Annotated in this window: 14 protein-coding genes and 1 tRNA gene; 4 read left to right on the plus strand and 11 right to left on the minus strand. The window is 65.2% G+C overall.

Annotated features, from left to right (window positions below):
- The first annotated feature begins 8 nt into the window (after positions 1–8).
- The 4 genes from CJO11_RS03985 to CJO11_RS04000 are packed head-to-tail and all read left to right on the plus strand — an operon-like array spanning position 9 to position 4,232.
- Positions 9–1,637, plus strand: a complete 1,629-nt coding sequence (locus CJO11_RS03985) for a nitrite/sulfite reductase (protein WP_095011555.1) — start codon at positions 9–11, stop codon at positions 1,635–1,637.
- Positions 1,630–2,055 (plus strand): DUF934 domain-containing protein, encoded by a 426-nt coding sequence (locus CJO11_RS03990; RefSeq protein ID WP_095011556.1) that lies wholly within the window; start codon positions 1,630–1,632, stop codon positions 2,053–2,055. Before CJO11_RS03985 ends, CJO11_RS03990 begins: the two co-directional genes overlap by 8 nt.
- The gene (locus CJO11_RS03995) at positions 2,048–2,848 is read left to right on the plus strand and encodes a phosphoadenylyl-sulfate reductase (RefSeq protein WP_095011557.1); all 801 of its coding nucleotides are present in this window, start codon (positions 2,048–2,050) and stop codon (positions 2,846–2,848) included. Before CJO11_RS03990 ends, CJO11_RS03995 begins: the two co-directional genes overlap by 8 nt.
- A 58-nt stretch (positions 2,849–2,906) precedes the next feature.
- Complete coding sequence (locus CJO11_RS04000; protein ID WP_169829129.1) at positions 2,907–4,232, plus strand: C13 family peptidase; 1,326 nt, start codon at positions 2,907–2,909, stop codon at positions 4,230–4,232.
- A 58-nt stretch (positions 4,233–4,290) separates the two neighbouring features.
- On the opposite strand, the gene CJO11_RS04005 is transcribed toward CJO11_RS04000, so the two are convergent.
- The 11 genes from CJO11_RS04005 to ftsZ all read right to left on the minus strand — a co-directional run bounded on the left by CJO11_RS04005 (position 4,291) and on the right by ftsZ (position 15,414).
- Positions 4,291–4,719 (minus strand): hypothetical protein, encoded by a 429-nt coding sequence (locus tag CJO11_RS04005; RefSeq protein ID WP_095011559.1) that lies wholly within the window; start codon positions 4,717–4,719, stop codon positions 4,291–4,293.
- A gap of 94 nt (positions 4,720–4,813) precedes the next feature.
- The gene (locus CJO11_RS04010) at positions 4,814–5,734 is read right to left on the minus strand and encodes an NAD-dependent epimerase/dehydratase family protein (RefSeq protein WP_276270839.1); all 921 of its coding nucleotides are present in this window, start codon (positions 5,732–5,734) and stop codon (positions 4,814–4,816) included.
- Positions 5,731–6,864 carry a glutamate 5-kinase gene (gene proB, locus CJO11_RS04015; RefSeq protein ID WP_095011560.1) on the minus strand — a complete coding sequence of 378 codons (1,134 nt, stop codon included), beginning with the start codon at positions 6,862–6,864 and terminating at the stop codon, positions 5,731–5,733. Before proB ends, CJO11_RS04010 begins: the two co-directional genes overlap by 4 nt.
- A 55-nt stretch (positions 6,865–6,919) precedes the next feature.
- Positions 6,920–7,978, minus strand: a complete 1,059-nt coding sequence (gene obgE, locus CJO11_RS04020) for a GTPase ObgE (protein WP_095011561.1) — start codon at positions 7,976–7,978, stop codon at positions 6,920–6,922.
- Between the two features lie 265 nt (positions 7,979–8,243).
- Positions 8,244–8,319, minus strand: a tRNA-Ala gene (locus tag CJO11_RS04025).
- 78 nt (positions 8,320–8,397) lie between these two features.
- The gene (locus CJO11_RS04030) at positions 8,398–9,402 is read right to left on the minus strand and encodes a hypothetical protein (RefSeq protein ID WP_150124972.1); all 1,005 of its coding nucleotides are present in this window, start codon (positions 9,400–9,402) and stop codon (positions 8,398–8,400) included.
- Between the two features lie 162 nt (positions 9,403–9,564).
- On the minus strand, positions 9,565–10,344 hold the full coding sequence (locus tag CJO11_RS04040; RefSeq protein ID WP_095013202.1) for a Bax inhibitor-1/YccA family protein: 780 nt from the start codon (positions 10,342–10,344) through the stop codon (positions 9,565–9,567).
- A 112-nt stretch (positions 10,345–10,456) separates the two neighbouring features.
- Complete coding sequence (locus CJO11_RS04045) at positions 10,457–11,269, minus strand: pyrroline-5-carboxylate reductase family protein (RefSeq protein WP_095011563.1); 813 nt, start codon at positions 11,267–11,269, stop codon at positions 10,457–10,459.
- 32 nt (positions 11,270–11,301) lie between these two features.
- The gene (locus CJO11_RS04050; protein WP_095013203.1) at positions 11,302–11,808 is read right to left on the minus strand and encodes a type III secretion system chaperone family protein; all 507 of its coding nucleotides are present in this window, start codon (positions 11,806–11,808) and stop codon (positions 11,302–11,304) included.
- 142 nt (positions 11,809–11,950) lie between these two features.
- Positions 11,951–13,768: a tetratricopeptide repeat protein gene (locus tag CJO11_RS04055; RefSeq protein ID WP_169829130.1), complete on the minus strand. Its 1,818-nt coding sequence runs from the start codon at positions 13,766–13,768 to the stop codon at positions 11,951–11,953.
- 65 nt (positions 13,769–13,833) lie between these two features.
- The gene (gene ftsZ / locus CJO11_RS04060) at positions 13,834–15,414 is read right to left on the minus strand and encodes a cell division protein FtsZ (RefSeq protein WP_095011565.1); all 1,581 of its coding nucleotides are present in this window, start codon (positions 15,412–15,414) and stop codon (positions 13,834–13,836) included.
- Positions 15,415–15,423 lie beyond the last annotated feature (9 nt).

Genomic DNA, 15,423 nt, shown 5'->3' on the forward strand with positions numbered 1-15,423 from the left:
GTGATCTGATGTATCGCTACGACCAATACGACCAGGCGATGGTCGATGCCCGAGTGGAGGAATTCCGCGATCAGGTCCGCCGCCGGCTCGAAGGGCGCATCACCGAAGACCAGTTCAAGCCGCTACGGCTGCAGAACGGGCTCTACCTCCAGCTCCACGCCTACATGCTGCGGGTCGCGGTGCCTTACGGCACACTCAATTCCACGCAGATGCATGCATTGGCAGACATCGCCGACAAATACGATCGCGGATACGGGCACTTCACCACCCGGCAGAACATCCAGTACAACTGGATCCGGCTCGACCAGACGCCCGACCTGCTGGCCGATCTCGCCAAGGTCGAGATGCACGCGATCCAGACCAGCGGCAACTGCATCCGCAACATCAGTTCGGATCACTACGCCGGGGCTGCTGCCGACGAGATCGCCGATCCGCGCCCCTATGCCGAACTGCTGCGGCAATGGTCGAGCTTCCACCCGGAATTCCTCGCCCTGCCACGCAAGTTCAAGATCTGCGTGATCGCCAGCGAGGCCGACCGCGCGGCGATGAAGCTGCACGACATCGGCATTCGCATCGTCAGGAACGCTGCGGGCGAAATCGGCGCGGCATTCTACGTTGGCGGGGGGATGGGCCGCACCCCGATGATCGCGCCGTGCATCAACCCGTTCGTGCCGATCGACCGGCTGGTGACTTATTGCGAGGCGGTGCTGAGGGTCTACAATCGCCACGGTCGGCGCGACAACAAATACAAGGCGCGAATCAAGATCCTCGTGCACGAACTGGGAGCGGAGGAATTCACTCGCCAGGTCGAGCAAGAATTTGCGCACATGCTGGCGCAGGATATCGAACCGCCACTGGCCGAGCTTGAGCGGATCGCGGCCCATTTCGCCCCGCCTGCATTCGAAACCGACCTCGACGAGAGCATAGACCGTGCAGACCCCGATTTCGCGCTGTGGGTCGATACAAACACCGTGCCGCACAAGGCCTCCGGCTATGTCTCGGCCGTGATCAGCCTCAAGCCCGTCGGCGGGATACCCGGCGACGCCAGCTCCGCCCAGATGCGGCTGATGGCGGATCTCGCGAGGCAATACAGCTTCGACGAATGCCGCGTGACACACACCCAGAACATCGTGTTGCCGCACGTACGCAAGGCCGACCTTCACGCGCTATGGACCGCGCTGGAGGCTGCGGACCTGGGCACAGCCAACCTCGATCGCGCGGGCGACATCATTGCCTGCCCGGGGCTCGACTACTGCAGCCTCGCCAACGCGCGCTCGATCCCGGTCGCGCAGCAGATCTCGCAGCGCCTTTCGCCGAAGTCGGCCGAACTCGGCGAACTCAAGATCAAGGTCAGCGGGTGCATCAACGCCTGCGGACACCACCACGCGGGCCACATCGGCGTACTCGGTGTGGACCGCAAGGGGGTCGAGAATTACCAGCTCCTGCTCGGCGGAAGCGAAGCCGAAGACACATCGCTCGCCAAGATCACCGGCCCCGGTTTCGACGAAGCAGGGATCGTGAATGCGGTCGAGAAGGCGACCGAGGTCTATCTCGCCCAGCGCAGCAACGGAGAGCGCTTTCTCGATACCTATCGCCGGATCGGCATCGATCCGTTCAAGGAGGCGATCTATGGCTGACCTGCTGCGTTTTCGCGATGACGAACCGGTCGATCACCCTGCGGTAACGGTCGATTCGTATCTCGGGCAGGACGATGCCGCCGCCGTGCGGATCGAACCGGGCGACGACGCACGTGCACTGATCCCGCACATTGCCGCGCTCAAGCTGGTGGAAATCAACTTCCCCGCCTTCACCGACGGGCGCGGCTATTCGGCGGCGCGCGTGCTGCGCGAAGCAGGATACACCGGCGAATTGCGCGCAGTGGGCGATGTCTTGGTTGATCAGCTTTCGGCGATGCGCCGCTGCGGGTTCGACAGCTTCGAGCCCGACCGGCCGTTCGACGCGGCAGAAGCCAGCGCGGCGCTCGCGACCTGGCCCGATGTCTACCAGCCTGCTGCGGACGCCCGCGCCCCGATCTGGCGCCTGCGCCATGGCTGAAGCCGATCCCATTCGCCTGCGCGACCGGATCGATGCTGGCCCCCGCTTTACTGCCAACGATGCGGAGAGACGGAACCAGCGCTTCCACGGTGCCGATACCCGCGCGTTGCTCGAAGCGGTGTTGACGCTCGGGATCGCCGGACGGGTAGCGGTCGTGTCGAGCTTCGGAGCGGAAAGCGCGGTGCTGCTTCACCAGGTCGCGCGAATCGCACCGGCAACGCCCGTGCTGTTTCTCGATACCGGCAAGCATTTTGCGGAAACGCTCGCTTATCGCGATGCACTCGTGGCGCAATTGGGCCTGACCAACCTCGTCGTCCTGGAGCCCGATCCGGCAGACCTCGCAACGCGAGACGAAAGCGGGTTGCGCTGGTCTTACGATCCCGACGGATGCTGCGAGATCCGCAAGGTTCGGCCGCTCGCGCGCGCATTGTCGCGGTTCGATGCATCGATCACCGGGCGCAAGGCGTTCCAGGCGCAGACTCGGGCCGCCCTGCCCCGGTTCGAACTCGATACCTCGGATGCACTCGGTCGGCTCAAGGTCAACCCGCTGATCGACTGGCAGGCGGACGATCTCGCGGCGCATTTCGCCGCGCACGATCTGCCGCCGCACCCGCTGCTCGAAGACGGATATCCTTCGATCGGTTGCTCACCCTGCACCAGCAAGGTCGCGCCGGGTGAAGACCCGCGCTCGGGCCGCTGGAAGGGCTGGGACAAGACCGAATGCGGCATCCATTCGCCGGTCAGGCCGGGGCCGGACGGCGAGCTTCCGCCCGGTTACGAACCGGTCTTCTGATCATTCGCTGCGCAGTTAACGTGATATACGGGGCCGATCGTGTATGCCTCGCTGCGCGATGACTGACCCCGCCCCAAATTCCACGATTCCAGCCGCCACGCCGGCGCTCGATGGCTTGCCGGGCAGCCCTGCGGCGCTCGCGCTGCTGTGGCTGGCGACAGTCTTCGCGCAATTCGCGCTGCAGTTCGTTGACGGCGCAACTTACGCCCACGTTTCTGCAGCCCTCGCACCGGGTTCGCTAATGGTTCTCAGCGCGGTGGTGGCGGGAGTCCTGCTGGGAGATCGCGCGCCCACTGCCCGGCTGATCGGCTTCGCGCTCCTGTTCCTGCTCGTGGTTTCGCTGATCCGCGCAGTTGCGGTCGCAATTCTCGGCGTATTGCCCGAGGCGGTCGAGCGCCTTCACCTGTTTGAGGCCTTCTGCGCGCTGTTGTTCCTCCCCGCAGGCGTACTGGCATTGCGCAAGTTGGCCCCGATGTGGCGCACAGTGGCATCCGCCAGCGCGATGGCACTGGCGTTGTTCGCCGCGACGAGCTGGCCGGATACCCGGCACGGCATCGAACGCGCGCTCGACCCGCTGTTTGCCAGCAATGCGGCGCGCTTGCCGCGCTCGCTGGTCTACGAGGTTGCGCCCGACCAACTGTTCGACAGCCAGCAAGCGCTGGTCGACCGGGAGGTGGACGCCAATCGGGCTCCGTTCAACGCCACCGACACGCTGGTGCTGGGGATCGCGGCGGATGGCTCGCAAGAGTTGTTCGCGCGCGAGGCGGGCGAAGCGCTCGGCAGAATCGAAGGCCGCTACGGTGCCAGGCACACGAGCGGGCTGCTGCTCTCGAATACCGAGAACGACCTGCTGCGAACCCCGCTGGCAACCCGCGCAAACCTCGTGCGCACGCTGGCGAAGTTCACCGCCGGTCGCGACCCAAGCAAGACCACCGCAATCGTCTACATCGCAGGGCACGGCGCGATGAACGCCACCGTCGCTACGCGGCTGCCGACCGATGACGAGTTGCGACCGATCAACGCTAGCTTCCTTGCCAAGGCGCTCGACGAGGCCGGGATCGGCAAGCGAATCGTGATCGTTTCAGCGTGTTTCGGCGGCAGCTGGATACCAGCGCTTGCCAATCGCGAGACGATCGTGATGGCTGCCGCTGCGCCCGACCGGACCTCGTTCGGGTGCGACGACACCCGGCGGCTGACGATCTTTGGCCAAGCGATGCTCGAAGGACCGCTCGCCAAAGGCGCACCGTGGCAACAGGTATTCGCCGCTGCCCGCAATTTCGTCGCGCACGAGGAAGCCCGGCTCAACGTCGAGCCTTCCGATCCGCAATCCTACGTCGGCAAGGACATGCAGGCCGTATGGAGCGAACCCGCTAAAGTGAAATAGGCCGCCGGGCGGCACCGGCAGTCATTTGCATGCCGATCCCGCCCGCAGTCACGCACGCCTATTCGGGTACGCGTTCGACCGTCACCGATTCCTTGGTGTCCGGATTTTCGCTGGTCCAGACCCCCTTGGCGTCGATGCCTTCCTTGTTGCAGACCTCGGTCGCGTCGGGTTCGCTCTTTGTGTAGCAATATTCCGACGGCGATTTCTGGTCCCAGGTGCCGCTTTCGACCACCTTGCCATCGGCCATTGCGGTGTAAGTCCCGTCCGCCTTGAGCTCTTCCATCGTCACATCGCCGTTGGCGGCAGTGATCTTGTATTTGCCGACCGGCGACTGACCGTCAGCGGCAAGCGACGTGGATGCATCGGACGGTGCGTCGGACGTTGCTTCCATCGCCGCCCCGGCGCTTGCCTGGGCGTCGGGCGTGGTTGCCGACTGCGAACAGGCAGCAAGCGCCGCAATCGCGGCCAAGCCAATGATATTTTTCATGATAGTCTCCCCTCGAGTGGCACGTGGTGGCAGCCGTTCCTGCCGATGCGACTCGCGATCCCGGTCGCACAATGCACGCACGCGAGGCTTCCCGCTAGAGCCAACCCTGCGCGCGGTACCAGTTGGCGGTTTCCTTTAGTCCCTCGGGGGTAGCGATGCGCGGAGCCCATACTTCGGGAGGGACCTGCCAATCGGTCCGTGCGACCCAGTCCGGATGGCTCATATACCCGACCCGGTCGGGCGTGAGCTTCGCTGCATCGCCCCGAACCAGTCCGTCGATCCGCGCGGCGAAATGCAAGAGCGGCTTGGGCAAGTGGAGCACCAGCGGCCGGCTATCGACTGCCTCGCCGATCATCCGGGCCATGTCGGCATGGCTCCATCCGCCCGGCTGCCCATCGTCGGGTTCGAACATCCGTCCACTCACCATATCGCCGCCGGGAAGCATGGCGACGAGCAAGTCGGCAAGGTCGCGCGCATGGATGATCGACGAAGATCCGCCCGGCGGCATCGGCACCACGCCAAGCTTCGCCGCCTTGAACAGGTCGAGATAGTCCTTGTCACGCGGGCCATAGACGCCGGGAGGGCGCACGATCGTCCAGTCGAGATCGCTCGCTTCGACCAGCCGCTCGGCGCGTTCCTTCGAGGCTCCGTAGGCCGACAGCCCCGGCTCTCGGGCTGAGAGTGACGAGACGAACACGAAGCGCGGCACACCTGTCGCTGCAGCCGCTTCGAGCAACATCTGCGTGCCGGTGATATTGGCCGCTTCGAACGCGGCCGGGTCGGGCGCATTGGTCAGGCCGGCAACGTGGAGCACGCTATCCGCCCCTTCGACGAGGCGGGCGAGCGCGGTTTCGTCCGACAAGCTGCCGCCGACCCACTCGATATCGCTGGGCGCTTGCGGGATGGTCCGGGCAAGAGCACGCACCGCGATGCCTTCGTTCGTCAGCGCTTCGCACACCATCTGGCCGACGAAACCGGTCCCGCCGGTCAACGCGACGAGCGGGCGGTCGCTCACAGAAGGACCATGTGATCGCGGTGGACCACCGCTGCGCGCGGAGCATAGCCGAGAAGCTCGGCCTGTTCGGTCGCCTTGTGCCCGGCGATTGTGCGGCACTCGTCAGCGTCGTACTCAGCCAGCCCCTGCGCCAGCGCGGAGCCATCGGCAGCTGCGATCGTCACCAGATCGCCGCGCCGGAACTGACCATCCACCATCGTGATCCCGGCGGCCAGCACGCTCGCCCCCTTGCCCAGAGCTGCACGACAACCGTCGTCGACTCTAAGTGCACCCTTGACGGCGATTCGCCCGCCGATCCACGCCTTGCGCCCGGCATCGTTGCGCCGCGGGACGAATACGCTCGACCGGCCGCTTTGCAGCGCACTGGCGAGCGGCTTGTCGGATGTGCCGTTGACGATCGCCAACGCGATCCCCGCCCGGGTGGCGATCTCCGCCGCCTGGATCTTCGAGGTCATCCCGCCCGAACCCATGCCCGAAGTGGAGCTTTCACCGGCCATCGCCTTGATCCGAGCATCGATCTTCTCGACCAGCGGCACGAGCGTGGCCCCGTGCTCGCGCGGATCGCGGTCGTAGAGTCCGTCAACGTCGCTCAGCAGAACCACTCCATCGGCCCGCGCGGCTTGCGCCACGCGGGCGGCCAGCCGGTCGTTATCACCGAAGCGAATCTCGGCGGTCGCAACCGAATCGTTCTCGTTCACCACCGGCACCACGCCGCGTTCGAGCAAATGGACCAGCGTCGCCGACGCATTGAGGTAGCGGCGGCGATCCTCGAGGTCGTCGAGCGTCACCAGCATCTGAGCGGCAGCCAGTCCGCGTTCGGCGAGCAGTTCGGCCCACAGGCCCGAAAGCGCGATCTGCCCTACCGCCGCTGCCGCCTGCGCATCGGCGAGGCTCGCCCGCCCGCCCCTGGCGAGACTCAGCCGCGCCGCGCCGAGCGCAATCGCGCCGGACGACACCACCACCACTTCCTGCCCCGTAGCGCGCGCGGCAGCGATTTCTTCCACCAGGCCGGCCAGCCAATTGCGCCGCACACCGCCGTCCTTGCCGACAAGCAGCGCCGAGCCGACCTTGATCACAAGGCGGGCGCAACGCGCCGGATCGAGCAAGTCAGTGAGGTTCGTTACAGGCATTGACGCGGCGCTTAGCGAATCCCGCAAGGCTCGTCACGCAATCGCGAGGCTAAGCCTAGATCGGCGACCATTCGCCGGCTTCGTCTTCCGCGTCGTCGACTTCGACGCCCTTGGTCTCGGTCGCGGTCCGGTCGGGGAGATAGGCCAGCACGGCATCGAGCAGTTCCTCGACACCCTGCCCTGTCGCGCCGGAGATGGCGAACACCTTGTCCGCACCCGCTGCACGCAGTTCGGCGGCGAACCCTTCGACTAGCTCGGCATCGGCCAGGTCGACCTTGTTGAGCACGATCAGGCGCGGTTTTTCCTCCAGCCCTTCGCCGTATGCCGCCAGTTCGTCTTCAACTGTACGCATCGCCGCAGCCGGGTCCTCGCCAGAGATGTCGACCAGGTGGATCAGCGCGCGGCACCGCTCGATGTGACCGAGGAAGCGGTCGCCGATCCCCGCACCTTCGGCGGCACCCGCGATCAGCCCGGGAATGTCCGCCAACACGAATTCGCGCCCGCGATGGCGGACCACGCCGAGCTTGGGCACGAGCGTGGTGAAGGCATAGTGCCCGACTTTCGCTTGGGCGTTCGAGACCTGATTGATGAAGGTGCTCTTGCCTGCGTTGGGCAGGCCCACCAGCCCGACATCGGCGAGCAGCTTGAGGCGCAACCAGACCCACATTTCCTGCGATGGTTCGCCCGGCTGATGCTGGCGCGGGGCACGGTTGGTACTGGTCTTGTAGCTGGCGTTGCCGCGACCGCCCAGACCGCCTTCGAGGATCACCATTCGCTGCCCGACCTCGGTGAAGTCGGCGATCACGTCTTCCTTGTCTTCGGACAGGACCTGCGTGCCCACCGGCACTTCGATCACCAGCTCCGGCGCGCTCGCTCCGGTGCGATCCTTGCCCATCCCGTGCCCGCCGCGCTGGGCCTTGAAGTGCTGCGAATAACGAAAATCGATCAGCGTGTTGAGTCCGGCCACGGCTTCGAACACCACGTCGCCCCCGCGCCCGCCGTTGCCGCCGTCGGGTCCACCGTACTCGATATACTTCTCGCGGCGGAACGAGACCGCGCCCGGGCCACCCGCGCCGGACTTGAGGTAGATCTTGGCTTGGTCGAGAAAGTGCATGGTTCTTTGTCTAGCCTCAAACGCCGGCGGGGCCATCCGGCCCCTTGGGCTTCCGGCCTGACCGGCCGACGCGCGTTCGCGCTTGCGAGCCCATTCGGGCTCGAACCCACGCAATCCGGCTTCGTTAGGCGCTGGATCGGTTCGCGACAAGCGAACCGCAAGGCCGAACGGCCGCCCGCAGCACCGAAGGTGCGAGGAAATCGCACGCGCGGATGCGTGTGCGCAAGACAGGAAACGAACCAGATCCTGATTGAAAATCAGGATCTGGTGGAGCCGAGGGGGATCGAACCCCTGACCTCGTCATTGCGAACGACGCGCTCTCCCAGCTGAGCTACGGCCCCGTTCCAGTCGCTCCTGCCGGCGAGCCGGTCAGGAAGGGCGCGCATTAGCGAAGCGCGCCCGCCTTGCAAAGGGCAAATTCAGTTGCCCGAACCACTCGTAGCGGACGGCCCATAAGTCGCGCTGCCAGCGGCGGCGGTCGGCACCGACGTGGGCTGCGCGGACGAACTCGCAGGTGCCTGTGCCGCTGCGACCGGAGGATCGAGGATGGTGTTGGCTGCTGTACCGGCCTGCGGCGTCGCCACTGCATCCGATGGAGCAACGGGCACGCTTTCGATCGTGCCAGCGCTGCCCTCGCTGCCCACTGCGGTTGCCTGCCCCGCTGGTGAGGCGGGCGGCGGCGTGAACACCGGCGCCAACGGATTGGGAGACGATGGCGGCGGCGGGGCGTACGTGGCGTTCATCGAAACGCGCGCATCGGGGACTCCATACTCCCGATTCCATTCGGCGAGCGCCTTGCTGTAGGCTTCGTAGGCTTCGAAGAAGTTTTCGTAGACCCCTTCGATCCGTGGCAGGTTGCTTAGCGCGAAGGCGTCGATATCGGTCGGCTGACTGGCGAGCGCTTCGGAGGAGATCTCGTTCGCGGTATCGCAGAACTGGATCTTCACCGGCGGCAAGGCGAAGAAATTATACACCTGCGTCAGGTAGTTATCCATCACGTCGCGGTAATTGCTGCTGTAGCGCGCACGAAACGCGCTCATCAGGTTACGGTTGGTCGCCGCCAGCGACTTTCCGTTCCTTTGCAGCATCTCCTTGTAGGCGGGCAGGATGCTCGACCACTTGGGATCGAGGCAATTAAGCGCCGCGACATTCATCGCCGAACGGAAGTTCCACGTCACCTGGCCCGGCGTGAGGTGGTAGTTGGGCGTCATCCGCACGCCGCTGAGATCGACCCGGGGCACCACGAAATCGGCGCTCGCACCGAGCGGGGGGAGCGGTCGCGGGGGGATGACTTTGACCGGCGGCGGCGGTGGTGGTGGCGGAGGCGGAGGCGGAGGCGGCGGAGGCGTAGCGCACGCGGCAAGCACGGCCAGCCCCCCGGCCACCGCGATTATGCGGATACGCGTGGCAGTGATTTCGAACATGCAGCGCGGCCCTCCTCTGCCCGCAACGGTCATATCCTGGCACCCATTGCGGGCCGATGAAGCACCGACCCTATCGCTGCCATCGGCCAAAGAAAATGCCCGAGGCGCGAGTTGCGCCCCGGGCACGATGAACCGATTCGTCTTTGCGGCAAATAGAGCCGATCAGCTCCGGCTGTTGCCCATGAAGCGCAGCAGGAACAGGAACATGTTGATGAAAGCGATGTAGAGAGTCAGTGCCCCCAACACGACCTGCTTTCCCTCCCACGGAGTGCCACGAACATGAGCGTACCCCTCCTTCAGAGCTTGGGTGTAATACGCTGTAAGACCCGCGAAGATCAGTACACCGAGCGCACTAATTGCCAAGTCGAACGCTGTCGAATGAAAGAAGAACAGGTTCAAGACCATAGCGATGATGAGTCCAATCACGCCCATCATCAGGAAGCTACCCAAAGCCGAGAGATTCTTCCCTGTGGTGTAGCCGAACAAGCTCATGCCGGCGAAAGCACCTGCCGCAGCGAAGAACGTCGCGCCGAGAGACTGACCGGTGTAGAGGATGACAATATAGGAAATCGACGCTCCGAACAGCGCTGCATACGCCCAAAACATAGCTTTGAGCGTGCCAACGCTAAAACGTTCTGCCCCGCCAAACCGAATAGCCAAAACGATACCGAGCGGCGCAAGCATCACGATCCAACCCAGCAAAGTGGGCTGAATTGCTTGTCCTTGAGGGGTGCTGATCACTTGATAAAGTGAATTGAGCAGGCTCTGCGAATTGGCGAAAACCAGAGCAATAACTGCCGAGAGGAGCACGCCCGACGCCATGTAGTTGTAAATCGACAGCATATGCCGCCGCAGGCCCTCGTCGAAAACGACCGCGCCACCGGCGCGCGGCACCGAGCCGAAGCCGGTCTGCGTCGTGCGAGGTTCATTCCAGTTGGCCATAGTAACCATCTCCATTGGCCCGCCGCACGTGTGGGCGAGTTACCGGGCAAATATCGAGGCTGGAGCGGGCTTTTTCAAGCAAAACCGGACGCAATCGGGCCGATTTTCGGCGTTAACCCTCGTCTCGCGCGGCTTCGGCCATTTCGCGCCCGCGGTCGCGGGTCGCGCGCAGCGTTTCGGTAAGCAGCCGGGCCAGCGCGTCGTTTTCGTCGAGGACGTCGAGGCCCTTTTGCGTCATGCCGCCGGGGCTTGCGACCCTTCGTGCCAGTTCGCCGGGGGGATCGGGCGATTGCGCAGCCAGCGCCGCCGCGCCTTCGACCATCTGCACCGCCAGCCGCTCGGCCTGTGCATGATCGAGGCCGAGACGTGTCGCTCCTGCAGCCAGAGCATCGATGAAGCGATAGACGAACCCCGGCCCCGACCCGGCGAGCGCGGTCACGAGATCGAACTGCGCTTCGTCCTCCAGCCACTCGGCGGTTCCCAGCATTGCGGCCATTTCGGTCAACGTCGCGCGCTGGTCTTCGCTGAGGCCCTGCGCCACCAGCGCATTGGGCGACTTGCCCAGCGCCACTGCAAGGTTGGGCATCAACCGGGCAATCCCGCCGGCACGCGGGAACCGGCGGGCGAGGCTGTCAAGCTCGACCCCGGCAAGGATCGAGACGAACACCGTCCGCCTCCCCACTATGGGCTCCAGGCCGGGCGCGACGTCTCCCAGCTTCTGCGGCTTGACGCCCAGCAGCACCGCATCGAACGGCTCGCCTTCGGGCCATGCGTTTACCAAGGTCATGCCATCGGGAGCGTCAGCGCGCGTCGGATGATAAATCGTGAAAGTATCCGCCGGTACGCCAGCCGCGCGCCAGCCATCGACCATCGCCCCGACCATGGTGCCGAAACCAACGATCAGGATGCGTTGAAAATGGCTCATCCTAGCGATGTAGGGCCGCAAGGCCGCCGGGGCTAGGCCTCTCCGGCAGCGTCCACCATCGCGCTGTCGAGCGCATCGCGCGGCGATTTGTCACCCCACAGTACGAACTGGAACGCCGGATAGAACCGGTCGCACTCGTCCACTGCGGTCTCGACCAGTCCCTGCGCCTGACCGAGGCTCAGCAAGCCATCGTCACCAAGCAGCAAACCATGCCGGTAAACCAGCATCCCGCCTTTCGACCAAACATCGAAGTGTCCGAGCCAAAGTTGCTCGTTCACCATCGCCAGCAGCTCGTGCGCCGGCGCGCGCTTGGTGTCGGCAACGCGAATGTCCGGCAGGCACAACAGCTGCAACACGTTGTCTGTGCTGCGCCAGATGGCGCGCACCTGGTATGTCGCCCAACTCCCTTGAATTTCAGCAGAAATCTCGTCCGCCGAGACGATTTCATGCGGCCAGTCGCGCGCATCGAACAGCGCCGCGAGCATCTCGATCGGCGCGGCATCGTCGTCCTCGACGAAGGGCTGCTCGGCGGTTCTCATCGGGCTGCAGGCTTGTGCGACTTCATGGCGGCACTGGTGGACGATCACCCCGCCCACCCGCAATCTTGACGCGTCCGGTTGCTGGGGAGAACTCGATAACCTTGTTCAAAGGTTGTGCAAAAACGGTGGACGACGGGCCAGCCTATTTGAGCGGATCGACCGCCTCTCCCTTTGCGCTGGTAAACCGGTAACTGTCGATCCCGGCCGCTTTCAGGTCGTTCACGAACTTGTTGGCGTCCCTCACCGAATCGAATGGTCCGGTGACCAGCCGGTTCGTGCGGTTGAGCCTGGCGGTGTAGGGATCGCGCTTGCCGAGCAGTTTCGGCTCCTTTTTCGCCAGGCGCTGCCAAGTGAATCCGAGCGCCTTGATGTTTTGCCCGATACCAACTTGCACCCAGATCCGGCTGGGGACCGGCGGCGGTGGCGGCGGAGCGGGTGGAGGAGGAGGCGCCTCGCGCTTGACCTTGATTGCGGTGATATCGACCGCGCCCGGCCTTGCCTTGGGTACTGCGGTCGAAGGCGCAAGGTCGGCAAACGCATCCGCCACGCTTTCAGGGGCCGATGGCGGCGGAGGCGTAGTAGCAGAGGTCGGAGCAGCCGCTGTCGGAGCAGCCGCGGTCGGCGCATCGCTGGTCACGACCTGCCGGATAACGACCGGCGGTGGCGGGGAAGGCGGTGATGGTGGCGGCGACGGTGGCGGGCTTGCCTGCGCTTGCCTCACCGCATCGAGGCGACTGGTCGCTTGCCCCGAACCAACCTTGGCGAGGTCGAAGCCGGCTGCGGCATCGGCCTTGGGCGGAAGTTCGCCATTGCTGTCCAGCGCAACCTGCGCGGTTGCAGCCGATTCCGGGGCTTGAGGAGGCGGCGGTGGCGGTGGCGGCGGTGGGGCAGGAGGGGGTGGCGATGGCGGCGGGCTCGATTCCACCGGAGAATAGGTAATTTTCAATCCTTTGGCGCGCGCAGCCTTTTCCGCTTCGGCCACCTTGCGCGCTTCCCGCTCGGCCCGCTTGCTTTCGCGGCGCGCGGCAGCAGCAGCCTGGGCATCATCCTTCGAGCTGGCAGTGGTGCGTGGTCCCAGCGGCGTTCCGCTGGGGGTCAGCCTCGAATCGACCGAAGCGACGCTCGTCCCACCTGCCTGTGCAGGAGGTGTTCCCGCGAATTGCGCGTACCGCGGATCGTCACGCCCGATCTGCGCGGCGCGGGGGAACCGACCGAGGTTGGCCGCCGCCGCCTGCTGTGCCCGCGTGAGCTGCGGCATGTAGTCGAGGTAGGGGATCATCTGCGAGGCCATGTTCGCCGGCATCACCGCATTGGCAATCGAAGTCGCTTCCTGCTTGTCGCCTATGATCGCCAGGCCGAATGCGCGGATACGGTATGCCCCGAAATCGCGCTTCTGCAACAGCGGCAGCAGTGTCGCCTCGAACCCGCGCTTGTCGCCCGAAATTGCCTGGCTGAGCGCAAGCCGCCGGGTCGTCTCTTCGTCGGCCCCGTGCGACAGGTCGAGCCGGTACTGCGCCTGCGCCGCAGCGTTGTTGCCCACCAGGTCGTAAGCGAGTCCGCGTTCGGACGCGATTTCCGCCGGGTCCGCTCCCGCGGCCACCGCCTGGTCGAACAGTTCGATCGCTTCGACCGGGCGATCGGTCCGCACCGCTGCCTTGGCGAGCCCGACCTTCACCACCGGGCTGCCCGGCTTGAGTTCGTCCGCCCGCCCGAAGAAGCCGATTGCAGCATCGGTATCGTCGAGCGCCAGCGAAGCGTTGCCCGCATCGATCAGCGCATCGAAGTCGGTCCCGTTCTGCGCCAGCCGCCGCAGGGCATCGCCGAGATCGGCAGCAGCGGGAGGCGGGGTCGGCTGGACGACCGCGCGATCCTGCGCGCGCACCGTCGTTGCGACCAGTGCCAGAGGCATCAGCGCGGCAATGGAAATGGAGGCGCGGGCGATGGTTTTGGTGCGGCGCACGGGCATGACGGTGGCCCTGCCTGTCGGCGTCTTAACAAGCGCCGAACGGGCAGGCGGCACTCCTGTTACTGGTTGTTCTGGCGCCCGAGGAAGCGCGGAATGCTGAGCGAAGCCGAATCGTCGTCCCCATCTTCATCCTCTTCCTCGTCGTCGGACGTCGAGGGGCCGGAGCCGCGTGAGAGGTTGGCCATCCGCTCGAACAGCGTGCTACCTGCGCCGGACCCACCGCCGCCGCCACCGCTACCGGAGCCTTCTCCATCGTCGCCGGAGAGCAGGGGCCGGCGGCGCCCGCCCGGATTGGGCTGGAGGGGTTCGTCCTCGGCCACGAGGCGGTCGGCATCGAGCAGCAGCTCGTCCTGCTGCGGCGGTGCTTCGTCGCCTTCGCCCTCATCTTCGTCGTTGCGCAGACCGGCAAGCGGGTCGACGATTCCATCGACGTCGTCGTCTTCGTCGTAATCGTCGTACTCGTCGCCTTCTTCATCTTCGCCGAGATCGACTTCGGCTAACCCGGCAAGGTCGAGCGGTTCCGGCTCCGAGGCTTCAGCCGCTTCCGGTTCAATCGCTTCGGGCTCGTCCTCGACCAGTTCGCTTTCTTCGGGCAACTCGAGCGCGGGACGCTTGGGCGTGCGCGGGCCACCCAGCGAGAACGAGCGATTTTCGCCCGAAGCGCTGGATTCGGCGCTGCCGTCGATCCCGGTCGCAACCACCGAAACGCGAATCTTGCCTTCGAGCTCGGGGTTGAACGCCGAACCCCAGATGATGTTGGCATCCTCGTCGACCAGTTCGCGGATGTGGTTCGCAGCCTCGTCGACTTCGAGCAGCTTCATGTCCTCGCCGCCGATGATCGAGATGATCACGCCCTTGGCGCCGGCCATGCTGACGCCGTCGAGCAGCGGGTTGGCGATGGCGCGTTCAGCGGCTTCGAGTGCGCGGTTCTCGCCCTCGCCCTCGCCGGTGCCCATCATCGCCTTGCCCATTTCCTCCATCACCGACCGCACGTCGGCGAAGTCGAGGTTGATCAGGCCCGGCATCACCATCAGGTCGGTGATCGAGCGAACGCCCTGCTGCAGCACTTCGTCGGCCAGCTGGAACGCTTCCTTGAAGGTCGTTTCCGCCTTGGCGATCAGGAACAGGTTCTGGTTGGGAATGACGATAAGCGTATCGACGTGCTTCTGCAGCTCTTCGATACCCGCTTCGGCAGCCCGCATCCGGCGGGTACCTTCGAACAGGAACGGCTTGGTCACCACGCCCACCGTCAGCACGCCCTTGCGGCGTGCCGCCTCGGCGATCACCGGCGCGGCGCCGGTGCCGGTGCCGCCGCCCATGCCGGCAGCGATGAAGCACATATTCACACCGTCGAGCGCGTCTTCGATCTCGGCGACGGTTTCTTCCGCGGCGGCCTTGCCGACTTCGGGGCGGGCACCGGCGCCCAACCCGCCGGTGATGTCCGGGCCGAGCTGGATGCGTGTCGGCGCGCCCGAATTGGAGAGCGCTTGCGCATCGGTGTTGGCAACAAGGAAATCGACCCCTTCGATGCTCGCGGCGATCATGTTGGCGATGGCATTGCCGCCTGCGCCGCCGACACCGACTACGGTGATCCTCGGACGAAGGTCTTCAGTTGCAGCTGGGCCGATATTTATGCTCATGTCATTTCC

Origin of the sequence: Tsuneonella mangrovi, assembly GCF_002269345.1 — a bacterium.
Classification (GTDB): Bacteria; Pseudomonadota; Alphaproteobacteria; order Sphingomonadales; family Sphingomonadaceae; genus Tsuneonella; species Tsuneonella mangrovi.

Coding starts and splice junctions, on each gene's coding strand:
- proB (WP_095011560.1), bottom strand. CDS start 6,864: ATGCCTGTAACGAACCTCACTGACTTGCTCGATCCGGCGCGTTGCGCC.
- CJO11_RS04040 (WP_095013202.1), bottom strand. CDS start 10,344: ATGGCCAACTGGAATGAACCTCGCACGACGCAGACCGGCTTCGGCTCG.
- CJO11_RS03985 (WP_095011555.1), top strand. CDS start 9: ATGTATCGCTACGACCAATACGACCAGGCGATGGTCGATGCCCGAGTG.
- obgE (WP_095011561.1), bottom strand. CDS start 7,978: ATGCACTTTCTCGACCAAGCCAAGATCTACCTCAAGTCCGGCGCGGGT.
- CJO11_RS04000 (WP_169829129.1), top strand. CDS start 2,907: ATGACTGACCCCGCCCCAAATTCCACGATTCCAGCCGCCACGCCGGCG.
- CJO11_RS04005 (WP_095011559.1), bottom strand. CDS start 4,719: ATGAAAAATATCATTGGCTTGGCCGCGATTGCGGCGCTTGCTGCCTGT.
- CJO11_RS04030 (WP_150124972.1), bottom strand. CDS start 9,402: ATGTTCGAAATCACTGCCACGCGTATCCGCATAATCGCGGTGGCCGGG.
- CJO11_RS04050 (WP_095013203.1), bottom strand. CDS start 11,808: ATGAGAACCGCCGAGCAGCCCTTCGTCGAGGACGACGATGCCGCGCCG.
- ftsZ (WP_095011565.1), bottom strand. CDS start 15,414: ATGAGCATAAATATCGGCCCAGCTGCAACTGAAGACCTTCGTCCGAGG.
- CJO11_RS03995 (WP_095011557.1), top strand. CDS start 2,048: ATGGCTGAAGCCGATCCCATTCGCCTGCGCGACCGGATCGATGCTGGC.
- CJO11_RS04045 (WP_095011563.1), bottom strand. CDS start 11,269: ATGAGCCATTTTCAACGCATCCTGATCGTTGGTTTCGGCACCATGGTC.
- CJO11_RS03990 (WP_095011556.1), top strand. CDS start 1,630: ATGGCTGACCTGCTGCGTTTTCGCGATGACGAACCGGTCGATCACCCT.